At 65.6% G+C, this 20,700-nt stretch carries 18 protein-coding genes; 7 read left to right on the top strand and 11 right to left on the bottom strand.

Annotated elements, in window-relative coordinates; genetic code table 11:
• Positions 1–46 precede the first annotated feature (46 nt).
• On the top strand, positions 47–1,261 hold the full coding sequence (locus P6U25_RS24645) for an NAD(P)/FAD-dependent oxidoreductase (RefSeq protein ID WP_407147357.1): 1,215 nt from the start codon (positions 47–49) through the stop codon (positions 1,259–1,261).
• 309 nt (positions 1,262–1,570) lie between these two features.
• Here P6U25_RS24645 and P6U25_RS24650 read toward each other — a convergent pair whose 3' ends face one another.
• From P6U25_RS24650 to P6U25_RS24680, 7 genes are all read right to left on the bottom strand, one after another.
• Positions 1,571–2,818 carry an ABC transporter substrate-binding protein gene (locus P6U25_RS24650; RefSeq protein ID WP_407147358.1) on the bottom strand — a complete coding sequence of 416 codons (1,248 nt, stop codon included), beginning with the start codon at positions 2,816–2,818 and terminating at the stop codon, positions 1,571–1,573.
• Positions 2,819–2,855: 37 nt separating this feature from the next.
• Positions 2,856–4,337: an ATP-binding cassette domain-containing protein gene (locus P6U25_RS24655; protein ID WP_407147359.1), complete on the bottom strand. Its 1,482-nt coding sequence runs from the start codon at positions 4,335–4,337 to the stop codon at positions 2,856–2,858.
• Positions 4,337–5,263 (bottom strand): branched-chain amino acid ABC transporter permease, encoded by a 927-nt coding sequence (locus P6U25_RS24660; RefSeq protein ID WP_407147360.1) that lies wholly within the window; start codon positions 5,261–5,263, stop codon positions 4,337–4,339. The genes P6U25_RS24655 and P6U25_RS24660 overlap by 1 nt, the downstream gene beginning before the upstream one ends.
• A 1-nt stretch (position 5,264) precedes the next feature.
• Entirely contained in the window at positions 5,265–6,140 is an 876-nt protein-coding gene (locus tag P6U25_RS24665; RefSeq protein WP_407147361.1) for a branched-chain amino acid ABC transporter permease, read from the bottom strand.
• Between the two features lie 96 nt (positions 6,141–6,236).
• Entirely contained in the window at positions 6,237–7,490 is a 1,254-nt protein-coding gene (locus tag P6U25_RS24670; RefSeq protein ID WP_407147362.1) for an ABC transporter substrate-binding protein, read from the bottom strand.
• A 971-nt stretch (positions 7,491–8,461) separates the two neighbouring features.
• A complete protein-coding gene (locus tag P6U25_RS24675) occupies positions 8,462–10,057 on the bottom strand; it encodes an MDR family MFS transporter (protein ID WP_407147363.1) in 1,596 nt (531 codons plus the stop codon).
• Between the two features lie 171 nt (positions 10,058–10,228).
• Positions 10,229–10,753 (bottom strand): YcgN family cysteine cluster protein, encoded by a 525-nt coding sequence (locus tag P6U25_RS24680; protein ID WP_407147364.1) that lies wholly within the window; start codon positions 10,751–10,753, stop codon positions 10,229–10,231.
• A gap of 276 nt (positions 10,754–11,029) precedes the next feature.
• Here P6U25_RS24680 and P6U25_RS24685 point away from each other — a divergent pair, with 276 nt between their 5' ends.
• The 3 genes from P6U25_RS24685 to P6U25_RS24695 are packed head-to-tail and all read left to right on the top strand — an operon-like array spanning position 11,030 to position 14,497.
• Positions 11,030–13,309, top strand: coding sequence for a transglycosylase domain-containing protein (locus P6U25_RS24685; RefSeq protein WP_407147365.1), 2,280 nt, complete (start codon positions 11,030–11,032; stop codon positions 13,307–13,309).
• A 1-nt stretch (position 13,310) separates the two neighbouring features.
• Positions 13,311–13,889, top strand: a complete 579-nt coding sequence (locus P6U25_RS24690) for a DUF1214 domain-containing protein (RefSeq protein ID WP_407147366.1) — start codon at positions 13,311–13,313, stop codon at positions 13,887–13,889.
• The gene (locus P6U25_RS24695) at positions 13,886–14,497 is read left to right on the top strand and encodes a DUF1254 domain-containing protein (RefSeq protein ID WP_407147367.1); all 612 of its coding nucleotides are present in this window, start codon (positions 13,886–13,888) and stop codon (positions 14,495–14,497) included. The genes P6U25_RS24690 and P6U25_RS24695 overlap by 4 nt, the downstream gene beginning before the upstream one ends.
• Here the strand turns inward: P6U25_RS24695 and P6U25_RS24700 are convergent.
• The gene (locus P6U25_RS24700) at positions 14,494–15,339 is read right to left on the bottom strand and encodes an MBL fold metallo-hydrolase (RefSeq protein WP_407147368.1); all 846 of its coding nucleotides are present in this window, start codon (positions 15,337–15,339) and stop codon (positions 14,494–14,496) included. The two genes, P6U25_RS24695 and P6U25_RS24700, sit on opposite strands and share 4 nt — an antisense overlap.
• Before the next feature lie 92 nt (positions 15,340–15,431).
• Between P6U25_RS24700 and P6U25_RS24705 the strand changes: the two genes are divergently transcribed.
• Positions 15,432–16,313 carry a LysR family transcriptional regulator gene (locus tag P6U25_RS24705; protein WP_407147369.1) on the top strand — a complete coding sequence of 294 codons (882 nt, stop codon included), beginning with the start codon at positions 15,432–15,434 and terminating at the stop codon, positions 16,311–16,313.
• On the opposite strand, the gene P6U25_RS24710 is transcribed toward P6U25_RS24705, so the two are convergent.
• Positions 16,282–17,049, bottom strand: a complete 768-nt coding sequence (locus P6U25_RS24710; RefSeq protein ID WP_407147370.1) for a hypothetical protein — start codon at positions 17,047–17,049, stop codon at positions 16,282–16,284. The genes P6U25_RS24705 and P6U25_RS24710 overlap by 32 nt on opposite strands.
• A 16-nt stretch (positions 17,050–17,065) precedes the next feature.
• Positions 17,066–17,263 carry a hypothetical protein gene (locus P6U25_RS24715; RefSeq protein WP_407147371.1) on the bottom strand — a complete coding sequence of 66 codons (198 nt, stop codon included), beginning with the start codon at positions 17,261–17,263 and terminating at the stop codon, positions 17,066–17,068.
• 296 nt (positions 17,264–17,559) lie between these two features.
• Here P6U25_RS24715 and P6U25_RS24720 point away from each other — a divergent pair, with 296 nt between their 5' ends.
• The gene (locus tag P6U25_RS24720; RefSeq protein WP_407147372.1) at positions 17,560–18,492 is read left to right on the top strand and encodes a DUF2336 domain-containing protein; all 933 of its coding nucleotides are present in this window, start codon (positions 17,560–17,562) and stop codon (positions 18,490–18,492) included.
• On the opposite strand, the gene P6U25_RS24725 is transcribed toward P6U25_RS24720, so the two are convergent.
• Positions 18,489–18,833: a DUF1491 family protein gene (locus P6U25_RS24725; protein ID WP_407147373.1), complete on the bottom strand. Its 345-nt coding sequence runs from the start codon at positions 18,831–18,833 to the stop codon at positions 18,489–18,491. The genes P6U25_RS24720 and P6U25_RS24725 overlap by 4 nt on opposite strands.
• A 222-nt stretch (positions 18,834–19,055) precedes the next feature.
• Between P6U25_RS24725 and P6U25_RS24730 the strand changes: the two genes are divergently transcribed.
• Complete coding sequence (locus P6U25_RS24730) at positions 19,056–20,699, top strand: hypothetical protein (RefSeq protein WP_407147374.1); 1,644 nt, start codon at positions 19,056–19,058, stop codon at positions 20,697–20,699.
• Position 20,700: the final 1 nt, after the last annotated feature.

Genomic DNA, 20,700 nt, shown 5'->3' on the forward strand with positions numbered 1-20,700 from the left:
TCGCTTGGGTAGGCAAGCTTGGCCCGACGCGAGGTCGGAGGGAGAGATGGCGCGCATCCTGGTGCTGGGTGCCGGCTTTGCCGGGCTGTGGGCCGCGCTCGGCGCGGCACGCAAGTGCGACGAAATCGGCGCGCGGGCGGCGGACACCGACATTCTGGTGGTCGATCGCAACGCGTATCACAACATCCGGGTGCGCAACTACGAGGTCGATCTCGGCGATGCCGCGCTGGCGCTCAAGGACCTGCTCGATCCCGTCGGCGTGCGGCATATGGTGGCGGAGGCCGAGGCGATCGATCCGGCGAAGCGGCAGGTCGTGGTCACGACGGGCGCAGGCGCCGAGGTTCTGAGCTATGACCGCCTGGTGCTGACGACCGGCAGCGAACTGGTCCGCCCGGCCATCCCCGGCCTTGCCGCCCATGGCTTCGATGTCGACACATACGACGCCGCGATGCGGCTCGACGCGCATCTTGCAGCGCTCGGCAAGCAGGCGGCCTCGGACGCACGTTCGACTGCGGTGATCGTCGGTGCCGGCTTCACCGGGATCGAGGTCGCGACCGAGATGCCGGCCAAGCTCGCAGAGGCCGGCATCACTGGCGACCGCCGCATCATCCTGATCGATCCCAATCCCGTCGTCGGCGCCACCTTCGGCGCGCACGGGCGCCCTGTCATCAACGATGCGCTGTCCGCGCTCGGCGTCGAGACGCGGCTGAACGTCCGGGTCAGCGCCATCGACGCCGCCAGCATCACGTTGAGTTCGGGTGAGGTCATTCCGGCGGCGACCGTGGTCTGGTGTGGTGGCATGCAGGCGAGCCCGCTCGCCGCAACGCTGCCGGCGGCGCGCGACCGGCTGGGCCGGCTCGCCGTGGACCACTATATGCGCGCCGAGGGCCTTGCAGGCGTGTTCGCGGCCGGCGATGTCGCCACCTGTCTGATCGACGGCGCGCATCCGACCGTGATGTCCTGCCAGTTCGCCCGGCCGATGGGCCGGTTCGCCGGCCACAACGTGGTCGCGGAGCTGTTCGGTGAGCCGATGCTGCCGCTCACCATCGGCTGGTATGTGACCGTGCTCGATCTCGGCGCCTGGGGCGCGCTCTACACCACCGGCTGGGACCGCGAGGTGCACACCACCGGCGCCGCCGCCAAGCTCACCAAGCAGACCATCAACCGGCAGCGCATCTATCCGCCGCGAGATGGCGATCGCGCCGCGCTGCTGGCGGCCGCCGCGCCGACGATCCAGGCGGCCCCGCCGACGCGATCATAAGAGAAGCCACGCCGTCATTGCTGTCGATTCGTGTCGCGAGAATGCGGATGCACATTCTCTCTCAGTCGTCATGGTCCGCCACCGGGTCGCGCGAACGCGCGCCCGATGACAGGCTCCGGCGGGCCATCCAGTACGCCGCGGCCTCTCGGTTCAACCACCGGCCCCTCTGGAATACTGGATCACCCGCATGCGCGGGTGATGACACCGTGAACTTGGAACTGTCCCTGTCATGAAGTCGCCGACCTGGAACTCCCCACTTTCTTCTTAGGAGCCAACGGGTCGCAATGACGGCTACTTGGGACGTCGCCGTTACTGCGACAGCTTCACGAAGTTCGGAAACTTCAGCTTGCCTTCCGCGATCGCCTTCGGCCAGACCGTGATCTGCTTGCCGCCCTGCCACTGGAACACGAGGCCGGTCACGGCGCCGGGACCCGACTTGATGCCGTGGGTGAACTCGTCGTTCTTACCGTAGAACTGGATCTTGCCGATCGTGCCCTCGAAGTCGGTCTTCTCGAGCTCGGCGACCATCTTGTCCGGATCGGTCGAGCCGGCGCGCTGGATCGCTTGCGCGATGATGTAGACCTCGTCATAGGCGGTGTAGCCGGTATAGGCCGGCGGCGTACCGAACTTGGCCTTGAAGGCCGCCGCGAACGGCTTGGTCTTCGGGGTGACCGCGACGTCGGGCGTCGCCACCGCGAGCGACGGCACGCCCTCGGCGGCGCCATTGGTGTCGCCCCAGAACGTCGGGCTCAGCGCCTGCGCGCTGATGCCGAACATCGGGATCGGCACCTGTTGGTTCTTCCACTGCACCGTCGGCTGCACGCCGACATGGGAGATGCCGGTGACGATCACGTCGGGCTTTGCGCTCTCCATCTTGTTGAAGATCGGGGTGAAGTCGGTGGTGTCGGGCGAGAAGCGGATGTGCTCGACCACCTTCAGCCCCGCCTTGGGCAGGCAGGCCTCGTAGCCGGCGTCGAGCGGCTTGGTCCAGGCCGCATCCTCGCTCATGATCGCCGCCGACTTGAACTTGAGCTGGTCGACCAGAAGCTCCTTGGCGGCATCGCAGACGAGCTGCGCCTGCGCCGCCGAGGTCAGGTAGCCGTGGAAGGTGTACTTGTTCTTCTCATAGTCGTTGTGAACGGCCTTGGTGATCTCGTTCGACGCAGCACCCGGCGTGATCAGCGGCATCTTCAGCCTCGCCGCCCACGGTTCGAGCGCCAGCACCACCTCGCTGATATAGCTCGCGATCACGGCGGAGACCTTGTCCTCGCTGACCGCGCGCTGGAAGGCGCGCACCGAATCCGCCGACGAGCTCTTGTTGTCGTAGGTGACGATCTCGATCTTGCGGCCCATCACGCCGCCCTTGGCGTTGATCTCGTCGGCGGCGATCTGCGCCCCGCCCGGCGTCGCCGCACCCGCGATCGACTGCACTTCGGCGATGACGCCGATCTTGATCGGATCCTTGGACTGCGCATAGGCGGGCGCCGCGAGGCAGAGCGCGAGCGCGGATGCGAGCGGCAACAGGCTTGCACGAGCAGCCGAATAACGTGACATCATGATCTCCCTTTCTTTGCTTATTGTTGTCAGCGAAGTTCTAGAGGAAGTCGGCACCGGCCTCCGCGGCGAACCGGGCGGGATCGCCCTCCCACACGATCCGCGCGTGCTCGAGCACATAGACGCGATCGGCATGCGGCAGCGCGAAGGTCACGTTCTGCTCGCCGAGCAGCACCGTGATCTGCGTGGTCTGGCGCAATCGCTCCAGCGCCTTCGACAGTTGCTCGAGGATCACGGGCGCGAGCCCCAGCGTCGGCTCGTCCAGGATCAGGATCTGCGGCTGCATCATCAGCGCGCGGCCGATCGCCAGCATCTGCTGCTCACCGCCGGACAGCGTCTGCGCCATCTGGCCCTGGCGCTCCTTGAGGATCGGGAACAGCTCGAACAGCCAGGCGAGCTGCCTCGCCCTCGCCTCGTCGGTGAGATGCTGGCCGCCGAGATCGAGATTCTCGCGCACCGTCATCTCGCCGAACAGCTCGCGGGATTCCGGACACTGCACGAGCCCGGAGCGCGCGATCTTCGCCGGCCCCATCCCGCGTAGCGTCTCGCCGCCGCGGATGATCTCGCCGGTATAGGGCAGGAACCCCGAGAGCGTGTTGAACAGCGTGGTCTTGCCTGCGCCGTTGAGGCCGACGACGGAGACGAACTCGCCCTCATGGACATGGATCGAGACGTTCTCCAGCGCCTGTGCCTTGCCGTAATGCACGCTGACATTCTCGACCTGCAGCAGCGGGGTCTTGTCCTTGAAGCTGGTCTCCGGCCGCGCATGGGTCTCGATCGCGCCGCCGAGATAGACCCGCCGCACGGTCTCATTCTTCATCACGTCATCGGCGCGGCCGGTCGTGATCTCTTCGCCGAGGTACATCGCAAGCACGCGATCGACCAAGGCGGCGACGCTCTTGACATTGTGGTCGACCAGCATCACCGCGCGGCCCTCGTCGCGGAAGCTGCGGATCAATTGGGAGAAGCCGCCGACCTCGGCGCTGGTCAATCCGGCGAACGGCTCGTCGACCAGCACGACCTTCGGGTCGCGCGCGATCGCCTTGGCGAGCTCGAGGCGGCGCAGATCGGCGAACGGCAGCGTCGGCGGGCGGCGATCCATCACCGCCCCCAAGCCGACGCGATCTGCGATCCACTTGGCGCGCTCGATCAGCGCCCGGTCGGGAAACAGCATGAACAGGCTGTCGGGCAACAGCGCGACCATGATGTTCTCGAGCACGGTCTGCCGGTTCAGCGGCCGCGAGTGCTGGAACACCATGCCGAAGCCCTTGCGCGCGATCTTGTGCGACGGCATGCCGGCGACGTTCTCGCCCTCGAAGATCACCTCGCCCGCGGTGGGGCGCTCGATGCCCATCACGCTCTTCATCGCCGTCGATTTTCCGGAGCCGTTCGGTCCGATCAGGCCGAGGATCTCGCCGGGGCGCAGATCGAAGCTCAGATTCTTCACGGCCGTCAGGCCGCCGAACCGCTTGGTCAGGCCGCGGACGGTGAGCGTGGGAGTGGTGGTCACAGTCTGATCCATTACGAGCGCGCCTCGCGTGACAGGGCTGCTCCGAGGAAACCGCCGGGGAAGAACAGGACGACAAGCAGGGCGACGGCCGAGACGATGAACGTCGCAAGCTCACCGGTCGGCCGCAGGAATTCGCCGGCCACGATCAGGAAGATTGCGCCGAGCGCGGCGCCGAGCACGGTGCGACGGCCGCCGAGCACGGCCGAGACGATCACATTCACCCCGACGGCGACGTCGACCACGGTGCCGACCGAGGCGGTGCCGAAGTAGAACACCAGGAGCGCGCCTGACAGCCCTGAGAAGAACGCGCTGACGATGAAGGCGGCGAGCTTGTGCTTGACGATGTTGAAGCCGAGCGCGCCGGCCTGCACCGGGTCCTGCCCGCTCGCCTGCAGCACGAGCCCGATCGGCGATTGCGACAGGCCGTACAGGATGGCCGCGCTGATGGTCATGAAGCCGAGCGCGATCCAGTAGTTCGCGCCGGCATTGATGGTGATGACGTCGGGAATGGTCAGCCCGATCTCGCCGCCGGTGAGATCGGCGAAGACCACGACGAAGTTCTGCAGCATTAGCACCGCGACCAGCGTGGTCAGACCGAAATACGGCCCCCTCACCCGCAGCGCCGGCAGCGCCAGTACGAGGCCGGCGATCACCGCGGCCAGCGCGCCGAGCAGGATGCAGAGATAGACCGACCAGCCGAACTGGTTGTTCAGGATGCCGGCGGTGTAGGCGCCAGTGCCGATCAGGAAGGTCGGGCCGAAATTGACCTCGCCGGCGAAGCCGAACAGCAGGTCCCAGGCCATCGCGAACACCCCGAAATAAAACGCGACGGTCAACAGCCCGAGCACGTAGCCCGAGACGTAGAGCGGCAGCGTCGCGGCGACCACCACGCAGGCCAGCGAAACGAAGAACAGCCGCGACGTGAAGAAGTTGGCCATCTCAGCGCCTCCCCAACAGGCCTTGAGGCCGGATATACATCACGAACACAAGCAGCAGCAGCGCCGGAATAGTGCGGTACGCCGGCGAGAGCAGGTAAGCCGTTACGGTCTCGAGATAGCCGACCACGAAGGCCGCGATCAGCGAGCCGGAGACGCTGCCGAGCCCGCCGAGCACCACGATCGAGAACGCGCTCGCGGTCAGCGGGCCGACGCTGTAGGAGCTGACTCCCAAGAACATGCCGAGCAGCACGCCGGCGATGCCGGCCAGGATGCCGTAGATCGCCCACACCACGAGATAGATCCGCGAGAGCTCGAGCCCGAGCAGCGTGACGCCCCGCGGGTTCATCGAGGCCGCCAGCACCGCCTTGCCGGTTCGGGTGCGGTTCACCAGCAGCCACAGCAGGCCGATCACGAGGCAGCAGACCAGCGCGGTGAAGATATTATTGCGCGGCGTGCGGTTGCCGAAGATATCGACGACGCCCTCGACGATCGGGAGCACCGTCTTGGCGTTGTTGGTGAAGAAGTAGGCGATCAGTTCCTGGATCATGATTCCCCACAGCAAGGTGCCGGTGAGGACGAAGATTTCCTTCTCCTCATTGGGAATCCGCTTGGAATTCTGGATCGGCTTCACGACCACGAAATAGGTCGCGAACGACACGATCAGCGCCACGCCGACGCCGAGCAATGCACCGGAATAGGTGTCGAGGTGCAGCACGCTGGCCGCGGCCCAGGCCGCAACCGCAGCGGCCACCATGATGGCACCGTGGGAGAGATTGAGAACGCCCGAGACACCGAAGATCAGGGTGAAGCCGGTGGCGCCGAGTGCATAGAGGGCACTGATGGCAAAGCCATCGATCAGGATTTGTAACGCAAGCATCGCAGATTGGCCGCGGCAGCAGGGCTGCCTATTGTGGAGGACATTACAACTGCAGAAAACTGCTCCCGGGAGAGCCCGGGAGCAGTTTGTCATCAGTTAATTCGCAGTGACCTTGATGAAGCTCGGGAACTTCAGGTCGCTCTTGGCGACCTCCTTGGGCCAGACCGCGACCTGCTTGCCGCCCTGCCACTGCAGCATCAGCCCGGTGATCAGGCCCTTGCCGTACTTGATCGAGTGGGTGAACGGATCGTCCTTGCCGTAGAACTGAACGCGCCCGATCGTGCCTTCCCAATCGGTCTTCTCAAGCGCCGCGACCATCTTGTCCGCCTCGGTCGAACCGGCGCGCTTCACCGCGTCGGCGATGTAGTAGACCTCGTCATAGGCAGTGTAGCCCGCATACGACGGATAGTTGCCATAGCGCTTCTTGAAGCCTTCCGCGAACGGCACCGACTTCGGCGTCACCGCAACGCCCGGTCCCGACACGCCCTGATACAGCACGCCTTCGGCGGCATCGTTGGTGTCTTTGCCGAAGGTCTCGTTGGTCGCTTGCGAGGAGATGCCGAACATCGGGATCGGCACCTGCTGGTTCTTCCATTGCACCGTCGGCTGCACGCCGACATGGGAGATGCCGGTGATGATCACGTCGGGTTTGGAGCCCTCGATCTTGTTGAAGATCGGCGTGAAGTCCGTGGTGTCGGGCGAGAAGCGGATATGGTCGACGACCTTGAGGCCGATCTTCGGCAAGCACTCCTCGTAGCCGACGTCGAGCGGCTTGGTCCAGGCAGCGTCCTCGCTCATGATGACCGCGGTCTTCATGTGCTTCTGATCGACCAGGAGCTCCTTGGCCGCATCGCAGACCGACAGCGCCAGCGCCGCCGATGTGAGATAGCCATGGAAGGTGTACTTGTTCTTTTCGTAGTCGGCGTGGACGCTCTTGCTGATTTCGTTGGAGGCAGCGCCGGGCGTGACGAACGGCGTTTTCAGGCGCGAGGCCCAGGGCTCGAGCGCCAGCACAACTTCGCTGATATAGCTCGAGATGACGACGTTGACCTTGTCCTCGTTCACAGCGCGCTGGAATGCGCGTACCGAATCCGCCGAGGACGAGTGGTTGTCGTAGCTGACGATCTCGATCTTGCGACCGTCGATACCGCCCTTGGCGTTGATCTCGTCGGCGGCCATCTGAGCCGCCTGCGGGATCGACGCGCCGGCGATAGCCTGCGCCTCGGCGATCACGCCGATCTTGAGCACATCAGCGGCCGGCGCTCCGGTCGGCGCCAGCGCGACCAGCCCCAGAGCTGCCGCTCCGGCGAGTTGCTGCGCATAAGTGGGCAATCGGTTTGGTCTATGCATTTTGTTTCACTCCTCTTTTGTCAATTTTCTTCGGCTGCTTCGCGCTCTTGGGCCGCGACTATAGCCACGACAAATCGCGCAGCAAGCAAAACCGCGCGCAGATCGCCATGCGGGAACGGCAACTAAAGTAGTGGGTCGCAGCTCGCAAGATTGGCGATTGCACTCGCTCTGGGCATCGTGCACGCAAATTGCCCGAGAGAATTGCAAAGGACTGGGAATGACGAAGAAATGAAGGAATAACCGCGTTCCCCCTGCCACTGAGTTGCCCGACGGCGCAAGACCCTTACGAAAAAATATTTCGGTTTATCGGAATGAAAACTCAGTGTATGAATAAACCCGTCTCACCCGCCTGAGGGGCGCTTCGCGATCGTCACGAGTGCTGGGTTGAGATGCGGTGGACGCCGATTGCGCAATTGACGAGTGCGCATGCGGCGGACGGTGAAGTCGTGCAGGCCTGACGCCCTAGTGGCAGGTGTCCTGTTGCAAGACGCAATTGCGTCTTGCAACAGCGGTGACAACCAAGCCCAGTCTCGCCGGGGCGAGCACGTATAAGCCGTAACCCATCGCGCAGGGAAAGCCGGGATCGCTCCGGTTACACCTGTGGTCCTACCCCCGAGCTTTCTACCATTGCTCGGGGCCCATGGGTGCGATCGGCACCCGGCTTTCCCTGCGCCCTCTCTGTTCGATGAGGGCGAAAACGAAGATGCAAAGCTCGGACAAAACATGTCGCGAGAACGCGAATGTATGACTCACAAGCTGCGCCACATACTCGCTGTCGTCCCGGCCTTGAGCCGGGACCCATAACCACGAATGGGCATTGTCTTGCGAGGTTGGAGCCACAGCGCGCTTCAGCAACGCAATCCTGTGGTTATGGGTCCCTGCTTTCGCAGGGACGACAGGGAGAACTTGGCACTGTCGCGGGGTCATCACGGGCTTTCGCCGGAATGACGGCCACTAACGACGCGACCGCCCTACTCCGCCATCTCGACGGCCGGCCGCGTGGCGGGGCCGGCGAGCGGGCGCTCTTCCATTGTGATCATGCAGATGGAGGCGGTGATGAGCAGCACGGCGGCTGCACCGAACACGTAGCGGAAGGCAGTGATCATATCGGCAACCGGAATCGCGCTCACGACGCCTGCGCTCGCGGCGTGATGCTCGCCGGCGAGCGAAATATCGGGCCCCAGCGTGATCAACAGGATCGCCGCGAAAGCCGCGACCGTGAAGGAGGCCATCAGCGCGCGGAAGAAATTCATCGCGCCGGTGACGGTTCCGACCTGTGCGCGCGCCACCGAATTCTGCAGCGACACCACACTGACTGGGAATGTGGTGCCGAGCCCGAGTGCGAACACGCCCATCAGAACCAGCAGTCCCCACAGCGGCAAGGTCGTCACGGCCATCCCGATGGCGCAGATCGCGGCGACCGAGGTGCCGACGATCGCCACGCGCTTGTAGTGCTTGGCCTTCGCCATAGTTCGTCCCGCGATCGCAGCCCCGCAGGTCGAAATCGCGGCGAGCGGAATCAGCGCAAGCCCGGCCTCGCTGGCGCTGAGGTGATAGACCACCTCGTAATAGAGCGGCAGATGGACGGTCAGGCCGACGATGGCGCCGAGCGCGCAGCCGCCTGCACCCATCGCGAAAGGAACCACCGAGCCGCCGAGCAGCGACAGCGGCAGGAACGGCTCGTCGGCGCGCCGCGCGTGCCAGACGAAGGCACCGGCGAGCGCGATCGAGGCGCCGAGCATCGCCGTGATGGTGGGCGACAGCCAGGAATAGCGCGTGCCGCCCCAGGTCAGCACCAACATGAACACGACGGCCGAGGCCATCAGGAGGATGCCGCCGAGCCAGTCGACCTCGCGCTTGCGGTGGAATACCGGGATCTTGCCCATCTTCGGCAGCAGCAGCGCGAGCGCAGCCGCCGCCAGCGGCAGGTTGATCCAGAAGATCATGGACCAGTGCAAATGCTCGGCAAACACGCCGCCGATCACCGGCCCGAGAATGCCGCCGGCCATCCAGACGCTGGAGAAATAGGCCTGGTACCGGCCACGTTCGCGTGGCGACACCACGTCGGAGATCACGGTCTGGACGACGGGCATGATGCCGCCGCCGCCAAGCCCCTGCAGGCCGCGGGCGAGGATCAGCGTGGTCATGCTTGGTGCGATCGCACACAAGACCGAACCGACCACAAACAGGCTCAGCGAGGTGATGATCATGGCCCGGCGGCCATAGATGTCGCTCAACGTGCCGAACACGGGCGCCACGGCGGTGGACGCCAGCAGATAGGACGTGATCACCCAGGACAGATTGCTGACGTCGTGAAACTGGCGGCCGATGGTCGGCAGCGCAGTGGCCACGATGGTCTGGTCGAGCGCCGCAAGGAACATCGTCAGCATCAGGCTGATCACGATGGTGCGGACTTCGTCGTGGTTGAGCGCGGCCGGCGGCGCGATAGACGGCGCCTCGCTGAGTTCGATCACCTCGCTCGGAACACCGGACAGTCTCACGGCAATGTCTTCGGGCAATGTCTCTTGGTCGGCAGGAAAACGGCTCTGCCGTTCATACTTGTTCATTTGAGGCGTATACGTGCTGCGCGGGCCCTGCCCGCGGTGGAATCATTCTGCAAGCCGCAATTTATGCAGCAATTCGTTACCCAGGCAGGCACCTCCGCGCATGGGTGCCTCCCGCCGCAGCATCCTCGCGATGACGTGATCGAAAGCTCCGTGGCCCCACGTCCTGCGACGTCACGCCTTGGTCAATTTCGGCCGCTTCTTCAACCTTGCCCGCTTCGGCAGCAGCGCCGGCCACCGCACGATGTGATCCTCGAGGTCGGCGTCGTTGACGTCGAGCTCGGTGCCCTGCACCCGCCCCCGCACCGAAACCCCCGCTTCATGAACGGTGTTGGGATCGCCGGAGATCAGTGGATGCCACCAATAGAGGTCACGCCCCTCGGCCACGAGCCGGTAGCCACAGCTCGGCGGCAGCCAGTTCAGGGTGCGGACATTCTCGGGCGTCAGGCGGACGCAATCCGGAACCTTGTCGGAACGGTTCGGATAATCCTTGCAAGTGCAGAGGCCGGCATCGAGCAGTTTGCAGGAGATGTGGGTAAAATAGATCCTTCCCGTATCCTCGTCCTCGAGCTTCTCCAGGCAGCAGCGTGCGCAGCCGTCACACAGAGACTCCCATTCGGCGTTGGACATTTCTTCCAACGTCTTGGTTTTCCAGAAGAATCCCTCCTGGTCCGACGGGCGTTTGGGCGGTGCGGTCATGATTCCTTGAGATCGCTGACAGGGCTCTTCTTGGGATGCCGCCGGAGGCTGCGCAAGGGGGTGGTTTTGCGGGCTCGCAAAAGCCGACGGGCGACGTTAGCCCTCTCATTAAATTCACAAGCTGCGCCATTGGTTTATGGCTGCCGCTCGGATAGAACAAGCAGCGAGTCCCCAACGACGCAAAAGCGCCTTGGGCTTGCCGCAACCTCCAAGCAGGACGCTCGTTGGTGCCCGCGTGGGGCGCTTGCAGCGCTGTCGAACTGATCAAGGGCCACGGTGCGCCAGATCCTACCGCCGCATTGGAAGCAGAAGGTCCGGAACTTCTTCCTCGACCTCGATGCGCGCATCGACTCGACCTTGTTCTCGTCGGGCAAGGGGCTGCGCGAACTCTACGAGCGCTATTCCACCTTCATGGACCGCTTCTATGTCGGTCGCTGGAAGCGCTGGGTATTCATCGAGCCGCTATCGGAGGCCGCGACCATCGGGCTCGCCGGCATGGTCTTGATGCTGACGCTCGCGATCCCTGCCTTCCGCGAGACCGCCGATGAGGACTGGCTGAAGAAATCCGACCTCGCCGTGACTTTCCTCGACCGTTACGGCAACCCGATCGGCAGCCGCGGGATCAAGCACAATGACTCGATCCCGCTGGAGGACTTTCCGGACAACCTGATCAAGGCGACGCTCGCGACCGAGGACCGCCGCTTCTATGATCATTTCGGCATCGACGTGCCTGGCCTTGCGCGCGCGCTTGTCACCAACGCGCAGGCAGGCGGCGTCCGCCAGGGCGGTTCGTCGATCACCCAGCAACTCGCCAAGAACCTGTTCCTGAACAACGAGCGCACCATAGAACGCAAGGTGAAGGAAGCCTTCCTTGCGATCTGGCTGGAGACGCGTCTCAGCAAGAACGAGATCCTCAAGCTGTATCTCGATCGCGCCTACATGGGTGGCGGCACCTTCGGCGTCGACGGCGCGGCGCATTTCTACTTCAACAAGTCGGTGCGCGACGTGAACCTCGCGGAAGCCGCGATGCTCGCCGGCCTGTTCAAGGCACCGACCAAATACGCCCCGCACATCAACCTGCCGGCTGCGCGCGCCCGCGCCAACGTCGTGCTCGACAACCTCGTCGATGCCGGCTTCATGACCGAGGGCCAGGTGTTCGGCGCCCGCCGCAATCCGGCGGTGGCGGTCGACCGCCGCGACGAGAACTCGCCGAACTACTATCTCGACTACGCCTTCGACGAAATGCGCAAGCTCGTCGACACCTTCCCGAAATCCTACACCGAACGCGTCTTCGTGGTGCGCACTGCGATCGATATGAACGTGCAGCACGCGGCCGAAGAAGCCATCGAAAACGAGCTGCGCCAGTTCGGCCGCGATTATCACGCCACGCAGGCGGCGACCGTCGTGTCCGACCTCGACGGCGGTATTCGCGCCATGGTCGGCGGGCGCGACTACGGCGCGAGCCAGTTCAACCGCGCCGTCGACGCCTATCGGCAACCCGGCTCGTCGTTCAAGCCTTACGTCTACACCACGGCGCTGCTGAACGGCTTCACGCCGAACTCGAAGATCGTCGACGGCCCGGTCTGCATCGGCAACTGGTGCCCGCAGAACTATGGCCACTCCTATTCCGGCTCGGTAACGCTGACGCAGGCGATCACTCGCTCGATCAACGTCATCCCGGTGAAGCTCTCGATCCTGCTCGGCGGCAAGCAAGGGCCGAAGGCCGGCCGCGCCAAGATCGTCGAAGTCGCACGGCGCTTCGGCCTCACGGCGCCGCTGCCCGACACGCCGTCGCTGCCGATCGGCTCCGACGAAGTCACCGTGCTCGAACATGCCGTCGCCTATGCGACCTTCCCGAACCGGGGCAAGGCCGTGACGCCGCATGCCGTCCTCGAGGTCCGCACCGGCGCCGGCGACCTCGTCTGGCGCTGGGACCGCGACGGCCCGAAGCCGCGCCAGGCGATTCCGCCGAACATCGCCGCCGACATGGCGGGCATGATGAGCCACGTGGTCAGCGAAGGCACCGCGCGCCGCGCCGCGCTCGACGGCATTCCGACCGCGGGCAAGACCGGCACCACCAACGCCTATCGCGATGCCTGGTTCGTCGGCTACACCGGCAACTTCACCTGCGCGGTCTGGTTCGGCAACGATGACTATTCGCCGACCAACCGCATGACCGGCGGCTCGCTGCCGGCACAGACCTGGCACGACATCATGGTGGCCGCGCATCAAGGCGTCGAAGTGAAAGAGCTGATCGGCGTCGGCATGGGCCAGAAGCTGCCGCAACCGGCCAACGTCGCGGCGAATGCGGCTCCGAAAGTGCTGGAGACCAGGCCGGGCCCGCCGCCGGTGCTGACCAAGCGCGGCGCGGATGTCCTGGTCCGGGTCGAGAAGGAGCTCGATGAAGCCGCCAAGACCATTGGCAAGACCACGCTGAACGAGCCCTCCAACGGCACCGCCAAGCCGGGCTCCTCCAGCGCGCTGGCCTTCCCCGAAAACTACGTCGCCACGGCCGGGGCGGACGGCACGACGGCGACCGTGCCAAGCAAGAATTGACGTGCGGCTGCTCTTCTCCACCCTGCTGGCGCTGTTGATCGCCACCGCCGTCGGGCTCGGCCTGACCTACATGACCGCGACCCGCGGCACTGATCTCGGCACCTTGAAAATCGGCGCCTGGACCGCGCGGCCGAAGAACGGCACGTCCGACGTCGACCCCTATTCGCGGGCGACGATCGCGCGCAGCGGCGAGCTTCCGGTCGGCACCGGTGACGGCATCGCGTTCACCGCCACAACCGACGACAAGAACAAGCCGCTCGACGGCCGCTGCGACGTCGTCGTCAGCGGCGTGACGCCGGCGGCGCGGTTCTGGACACTGACGCTGTTCGACCGCAAGGGCCATCTCGTCGCCAACGCGCTGCAGCGCTACGGCTTCACCAGCCAGGAGATCATCCGTGCCTCCGACGGCACGTTCGAGATCCACATCGCCTCGCGCGCGCGAGCCGGCAACTGGCTGCCGACCGGCGGCATCGAGCGCTACGCGCTGATGCTCCGCCTCTATGACACGCCGGTCGGGGTAGCGACCCGCACGCAGCGTGACGCGCCGCTGCCGGCAATAGCAACGACGGGCTGCCCATGATCCGGCTGCTGTTCACCATCATCGCGGGCGTGCTGCTGGGCGGCGTGGTGCATCTCGTCAGCGTGCTGGCGCTGCCGAGCATAGCCTCGCAGGACGCCTATTCGCGGCTGACGCCGATGACCAAGCTCAACGAGGTGACGCAGCTCCCGCTGGCCGATCCCGGCAACTCGCCGATGCCGTTGATGGACCCGGCCTTCGCGATGGCGATCTGCCGCTACGATCTGTCGACCGGACCGATCAAGCTCACGGTGCCGGTGAGCCAGGCCTATACGTCGGTGTCGTTCTACACCCGCCAGGAGATCGCCTATTATGCCATCAACGACCGCTCCGCCGGCAAGAAGGTGATCGAGCTCGACCTGATGACGGAAGCGCAGCACGAAGACCTGCCCGAGGACGAGGAGATCACCTCCGCCGACCGGCTGATCATCGACTCGCCGACCACCACCGGGCTGATCCTGCTGAAGGCGCTGGCGCCGGAGCCTGGCCTGATGCCGCAGGCGCAGGCCTCGCTGGCCGCCGCGAAGTGCAAGGTGCAATCCGAGCCGACGGCGGCAAAGCAGGATGCGCCAACGCCCGCTCCGGCTCCATCCCCAGCGCGCAAGCGCTAGGCAGCGGCCGCAGCGGCGTGCCGGCCGCAGCGGCAGGCGTCGTAGTCGACGGGGTCGTGGCTGTTGACGATGGTGACGGTCTCGCCATGGGCTGCCTTCAGCGCCCGTAGCCGCTCCTGGTTCTGGACGCGGGCGGCGCGATCCATATCGACGCGGCGCTGGAACATGCCGAGCACGAGCGGGATCCGCGGTCTGGCATCGAGCTGGGCATGATGGAAATAGGCGTCGCCGGCGTGAAGCAGCCACCTGCCGCCGTCGCGCACCGCGATCGCGCAATGGCCGAGCGTGTGGCCCGGCAACGGGATCATGAGGATGTCGGGCTCGCGTGCGCCGAGCGCACGGACGCCGGCGAAGCCGAACCAGTTCTCGCCGCCGTCGTCATGGAGCGCCCAGTGCGGCCCGTGCCGCCACTGCGCCGGGACGTAGCGACCGGCCGGCGGCGCAACCTGCCGCGTCACCGCCATCTCGTATTCCTTGCGATGGACGTGAACCCTGGCCTTCGGGAAGTCCGCCACCCCGCCCGCATGATCGCGATCGAGATGCGTCAGCAAGAGATGCCGCACGTCATCAGGCGAAAAGCCGAGCGCCTTGACCTGCCGCGCCGCAGTCTCCGCTGGATCGAGCCGCGGCGTGGTCTGCCGCACCCACTTGCGGCCGAGCCGCGAGGGGTCTGCGATGTCGTCGAGCCCGATGCCGGTATCGACCAGCACGAGCCCGTCATTGCTCTCGACGAGCAGGCAGTGACAGACCATCCGCCCGCGCTGGAACAGGCCGCCAGTGCCGTTCACAAGCCGCTGTCCGATCGGACACATGGTGCCGGTGTTGAGATGATGGATGCGCATGCTGAGCCCTCCGCTGAAACGAGCGCACGGCTTGCCATGGGTTTTGACATAGGTAAAATATTGTCTTCCGATCTATTCGATAGGACCGGTCTATGGATATCCGCGAGCTGCGCTATTTCGCGGCGGTCTACCGCGAGCGCAACCTCACTGCCGCAGCGAAGCGCTGCTTCATCTCGCAGCCGTCGATCTCGGCGGCGATCACCAATCTCGAGACCGAGCTCGGCACCACGCTGTTCATCCGGCACAAGAAGGGCATGGCGCCGACGGAATCCGCCGCGCAATTCCATGCCGTCGCCCGCAGGATCATCGACGAGGCGGACGCAGCGCGAAACCTGTTTCGCAAGCCCGCGATACGGAAGGCGCTGACGCTCGGGCTGTTGCGGACGCTCGATCAGGCGCGCACGATTGCGCTGCTGAAGCCGCTGACCGGCAACGCCGACCTCGCGCTACGCCTGGTCGGCGCCAACGAGAAGGCCGACGCGCGGATCGTCTCGAAGAGCATGGTCGGCGCCGGCGAGCACTTCATCCCGCTCTGGAGCGAGCGTTACGTCGCGGCGCTGCCGCCGTCGCATCCACTCACCTTGAAGGAGACGCTGCGGACCGCCGACTTCGCCGGCGTCCCGATGATCGATCGCTGTCATTGCGAGCAGCAGGAATTCTTCAAGCGCGCCTCGCCGCCGCGCGCCCCGGTGGCGATCGCGGAATCGGAGGATTGGGCGATGGCGCTGGTTGCCGCCGGCGTCGGCGTTGCGATCGTCCCCGAAGGGGTGGCGCGCGGCAATCCCGATGTCGCGGTGCGCGCGATCGAGATCGATGTGACGCGACAGGTCGGGCTCGCCTATCCGGCGGCCCGCCCGCCGTCCGATGCGCTGAAGGAATTCATTGCGAGGCTGCCGCGGCAGCACGCGAACAGCGCCCGCGCAAGGTCGAAGGCGAGCAAGCCTAACCCTTCGACACCACGGCGCGGCCGATGACCGGCGGCGAGACGACCGGCGAAGTGGCCGCGAGCCGGGCGAGTTCGCCAATCTGGCGGTCGGCGTCCGCCGCCATGCCGTCGGGCGCCTGGATCACCAGCCGCTCCAGCGCCCAGCGATAGGACGAGATGCGCCGCTCCAGGCTTTGCTGGACCCATTGCACGATCAGCGCGTTCTCTTCCATCCGCGCGACGGCGTCGGCGCGCTCGCGCGGCGACACGTCCGCGATCATGTTGAGGCTGGCGTTGCGCTTGCGGTCGAGGTCGATGACCTGACCCGCGGTGGCGAAGAACGGCTCGAAGCGCGTGATGTCGTCGCGGACGTCATCGATCAGCAGCGAATAGCGCGATGCAAACGAGCGATGCGGCTCGTCGATCAGATTGCGCCCATAAGCCGTGCGGTCAAACACCACCCTCTGCCGCCATGGCGACGGCAGGCGCTGGTAGTCGCCAAACACGCTCTTCCAGGCCGGGCGCGACAGCGGCGCCTCGATGAACTGATAGGCGAGATCGCGCAGTTGGCGTTCATTCTCGGTGAGCTGGAACTGGGAGGCGCGCATGCCGACGCTGCCGGTCGCCTCGGCGCCGAGCCAGCGGTGCATATCGTCGTTGCGGAAGTCTGCGCGGGTGCGTCCGAAATCACCGCCACTGCAGCCGCAGAGGGCTGTGCCCGCCAACAGCACTATCAACGCCGGGAACGCCCGTCGGCCGCCAATCAGTTGCGCAAGCTCCGGCATCGCGCGATGTCCGCAATCAGGAACGCCGGCGGCGACGGCGGCCCGGTGCAGTCCCTTGTTCGGGTCCGCGATCGCCGCCGGTTTGCTCGGCGCCTCGCTCGATCCGAACGACCGGAAGGATCAGGACCTTTCCTACGCCTTCGCTTGCAGCGCCGTCCATCATGCTCGGCCGCCGCGCAGTCGCATCCGCCGGAAACTCAATGATGGTGCCCATGTTCCGTTCTCTCTGGCCCCCGCATGGACATGATTTGCCCTGCGCCCTGAATTAAGAGCACGCATGGTTAATGACATCTTAATCTGCGGATGCGGGCGGTTACGGATGTGGCGCTGTGCCTTATTCGACACGCGCAAATTGTAGCGTTCGCCTTCACGACTTATTTTCCTTAACTGCCTCTTAAAGCAGCCCGCGTAAGCTCGCCTGCACAAGGCTTTCCAAGCTCGAACCGATACCGACGTCGCGTAACGCCCGAGATGAGCGCTGCTCCACTATTTCCCGGCTTTGATGGGCTGATGACGCTCTCCCGTCGCGAGGGTGTCGATATCCGCCCCACCTTGCTGCGCGTGCTGACTGACCTCTACGTGCAGGCAAGCGCCCACTCCGCCGACGAGGAGCAGCAATTCGTCGAGCTGACGTCGCGGCTGATCGATGAGGTCGACGACGCGACCCGCGCTGCCGTCCGCGCGCGCCTCGCGATCTATCCAGGAACGCCCGCCAGGATCCTCGACAAGCTTGGACTGCGCCGTGCCGATCCCGGCCAGCCAACGCCGGTCGCTTCTCCCATTCCCGCTCCCGCGCCTCCTGCGCCGACGGCCCGGATCCCAACGGAGGCGGAGCTGCGGATGGCGGCGAGCCTGTCGATGCGGCCGAACGATGCCGCCGAAATCTCGGACACATTCTTTGCCGCCAGCGCCAGCGAGCGCGCGCGGATCCTGCACAATCTGCAGGACACGCCGCTGAAGGCGGCGGCGCAGATTCCCGCCGCCCGCGCCGCCCGCGCGATCCATATCCTGGAGATGGCGGCATTCGCCGAGGACATCGACAACTTCACGCTGGAGCTCGGCGAGGCGTTGATCCTGCCGTCACGGATCGCCGCGCAGGTGGTGAACGATCCCGGCGGCGAGCCGCTCGCCTGTGCTATGCGGGCGCTCGACGTGTCGAGCGCGGCGTTCCAGCGGATCCTGATGTTCCTCAACCCCGAAGCGGGTTCATCGGTCAACTATGTCTATCGCCTGTCGCGGCTCTACGATCGCCTGAGCGAACGCTCTGCACTGGTGATGCTGGCGGCATGGCGCGGCTCGACCATGGCGGTGGCGCGCGCCAAATATCGCTCCTCGCTCTACGACGATGAACTGCATCGCACGCGTCCGGCGTCGTCGCTGACACGGCCGGCCGTGCAGCCCGGCAGCGCGCCGCCCATTCGCAACCAGAAATCCAAAAGCTAGCTTCTCGCAAGATCGAGGAAGTGGCGCCCGGTCGGGTCCTCGGTCTCGACGATCCAGGCGTCGGGATCGAAGCGGACCTCCTTGACCAGCCGCTGCTCGACCGACGGCTCGGGCAACGGCTGCGGCGCGATCGGAACAAACAGACGCTCGACCGGGCGGCTGTCGTCATAGACCGTCTGCGGCGCCGGCGCATAAAGCATCGCATTGCCATCCATCAGCGCCACCTTGACGAAGACGGCGCCGGCCTCCTCGGCGCCCTTCTTGCGGATCGCGCCGAAGACGCCCTCGGTCTGGCAGCGGCGCAGATAGGCGGCCACCCAAATGCTGGTTTTCAATCGCATCCGCCGACCTATAGGCCAGCGGCGCGGCCCCGTGCAATCGTGATGTCGAGCAAGCCCGCGGGTTGACCGTTACGGGGAGCGTCCATATCCTTGTCGTCGCGGTGCAAGCCGCACCCGGGTCCACGGGAAGGGTTGAACCCACTTGCAGCTATCAAGCGGCACATCGAGCCTTTGTGCAGCCGGTTTTGTGGACCATCGGCGATCCATGCACGGAGGTTTTCCATGGACCGATCGCCCGCGCGATTGAATCTCGAACATCTGAAGAAGCAGGCCAAAGAGCTGATACGGCTCTACCGGCGACGGGCGCCGGAGGCTTTCGCCCGCTTTCGGCATGCGCTTCCGGCGGCCGCCGGGCCCAGCGACGACGACATCGCTGCGCTCAATCTGCGGCTCCACGACGCGCAGTCCTGCGTGGCGCGTGACCTTGGTTTCGTCTCATGGTTGGATGTACGGCGTTACGTCGAGGCGCAATCACCTCCCGGCAAGAGCAAACCCGATCGCGTGCTGCGCTGGCTCCAGCTCGTCTATGCGGGGGATGTTGATGGGACGACCAATCGCGCCAATCCACGCGTCGCTGCGAGGCTGCTTGCTGAAGACCCCGATCTGGCCGCGGGCGATCCTTATCTGGCCTGTGCCATCGGCAACGAAGCTGCCGTGCGCCAGGCAACGACCAACGATCCCGGTTGGGTCAATCGGCCGGGCGGACCGTTGAAGCTGCCGCCACTTGTCGCCGTCACGCATTCCAGCCTGCTGCAGATTCCGGCCTTCCGCGCGCGCCTGCATCGCTGTGCGCGCCTCCTGCTGCAGGCCGGCGCTGACCCCGATCAGCACATCGCCAGTCGCTGGCCGCCGGCATCGCTCAGCGAACCGGACGACCGCTTTCCCTTGTCGGCGCTGTACGGTGCAGCCGGACGCAATCACGATCTGGCTCTGACGCGGATGCTGCTCGAGGCCGGCGCCGATCCGAACGATAACGAGTCGCTGTATCACTCGCTGGAAAGCTTCGTGACGACCGGCGCGCTGCTCGAGCATGGCGCGCGCATCGAGGGCACCAACGCGATGTACAAGGTGCTCGACGACGAGAACGTCGCCGCGCTCGAATTGCTGCTCCGGCACGGCGGCGACCCGAATGAGCCTGCGCGCAACGCGCCGCTGACCGATTACGGCTCGCCGCTGATGTGGGCTATCCGCCGGCGGCGCTCGCCCCGGTGCATCGCGATCTTGCTCGACGCCGGAGCCAATCCGCGGACCACAACCGCCGACGGTCTCGGCGCCTACAGGTTCGCGCTGCAATTCGGGTTGACCGACGTCGCCGAACTTCTGCGAGAACGGATCGGCGCCGAGCCGGTGCCCGATGACGAGCGGTTCGTCGCCGCGTGCGCCAGCGGCAACGAGAGCGAGGCACGGCGGATTCAGGCCGAACGCCCCGACCTTCCGCACTCACTCTCGGCGCAACAGTTGCGCTTGCTGCCCGAGCTCGCCGCTGCCGGTGACGACGTTGGCGTGCGGTTGATGGTCGAGCTCGGCTGGCCCATTGCGGTGCGCGGCGGTGACTGGGATGCGTCCGCGCTCAATCACGCGGTGTTCCGCGGCAATGCCGGCTTGACGCGGCTCCTGCTCGAGCACGGCGCACAATGGACGGAGCAGCACGGCTTCGGCGATAACGCGTCCGGCACGCTGTCCTGGGCGTCCTGCAACGGGCCGGTCGGAGGTGGCGATTGGGCCGGCTGCGCCCAGGCCCTGCTCGACCACGGCATGCCTCGTGCCGCTCCGGATGGTGACGATCCGGAATGGGTGTTGATCGGGGGCCGCAAGAAGCTGTTCTCCGACGAGGTCAGAGACGTCCTGCTCGGGGACATCGGCTGAG

The sequence above is a fragment of the Bradyrhizobium sp. ORS 86 genome (assembly GCF_045571475.1).
Lineage (GTDB): Bacteria > Pseudomonadota > Alphaproteobacteria > Rhizobiales > Xanthobacteraceae > Bradyrhizobium.

Excerpts from the sequence above, each read along its gene's own strand:
- P6U25_RS24675 (WP_407147363.1), bottom strand. The coding sequence starts at position 10,057 with ATGAACAAGTATGAACGGCAGAGCCGTTTTCCTGCCGACCAAGAGACA.
- P6U25_RS24655 (WP_407147359.1), bottom strand. The coding sequence starts at position 4,337 with ATGGATCAGACTGTGACCACCACTCCCACGCTCACCGTCCGCGGCCTG.
- P6U25_RS24670 (WP_407147362.1), bottom strand. The coding sequence starts at position 7,490 with ATGCATAGACCAAACCGATTGCCCACTTATGCGCAGCAACTCGCCGGA.
- P6U25_RS24695 (WP_407147367.1), top strand. The coding sequence starts at position 13,886 with ATGATCCGGCTGCTGTTCACCATCATCGCGGGCGTGCTGCTGGGCGGC.
- P6U25_RS24715 (WP_407147371.1), bottom strand. The coding sequence starts at position 17,263 with ATGGGCACCATCATTGAGTTTCCGGCGGATGCGACTGCGCGGCGGCCG.
- P6U25_RS24725 (WP_407147373.1), bottom strand. The coding sequence starts at position 18,833 with ATGCGATTGAAAACCAGCATTTGGGTGGCCGCCTATCTGCGCCGCTGC.
- P6U25_RS24665 (WP_407147361.1), bottom strand. The coding sequence starts at position 6,140 with ATGCTTGCGTTACAAATCCTGATCGATGGCTTTGCCATCAGTGCCCTC.
- P6U25_RS24720 (WP_407147372.1), top strand. The coding sequence starts at position 17,560 with ATGACGCTCTCCCGTCGCGAGGGTGTCGATATCCGCCCCACCTTGCTG.
- P6U25_RS24680 (WP_407147364.1), bottom strand. The coding sequence starts at position 10,753 with ATGACCGCACCGCCCAAACGCCCGTCGGACCAGGAGGGATTCTTCTGG.
- P6U25_RS24710 (WP_407147370.1), bottom strand. The coding sequence starts at position 17,049 with ATGCCGGAGCTTGCGCAACTGATTGGCGGCCGACGGGCGTTCCCGGCG.
- P6U25_RS24730 (WP_407147374.1), top strand. The coding sequence starts at position 19,056 with ATGGACCGATCGCCCGCGCGATTGAATCTCGAACATCTGAAGAAGCAG.
- P6U25_RS24700 (WP_407147368.1), bottom strand. The coding sequence starts at position 15,339 with ATGCGCATCCATCATCTCAACACCGGCACCATGTGTCCGATCGGACAG.
- P6U25_RS24660 (WP_407147360.1), bottom strand. The coding sequence starts at position 5,263 with ATGGCCAACTTCTTCACGTCGCGGCTGTTCTTCGTTTCGCTGGCCTGC.
- P6U25_RS24645 (WP_407147357.1), top strand. The coding sequence starts at position 47 with ATGGCGCGCATCCTGGTGCTGGGTGCCGGCTTTGCCGGGCTGTGGGCC.
- P6U25_RS24705 (WP_407147369.1), top strand. The coding sequence starts at position 15,432 with ATGGATATCCGCGAGCTGCGCTATTTCGCGGCGGTCTACCGCGAGCGC.
- P6U25_RS24650 (WP_407147358.1), bottom strand. The coding sequence starts at position 2,818 with ATGATGTCACGTTATTCGGCTGCTCGTGCAAGCCTGTTGCCGCTCGCA.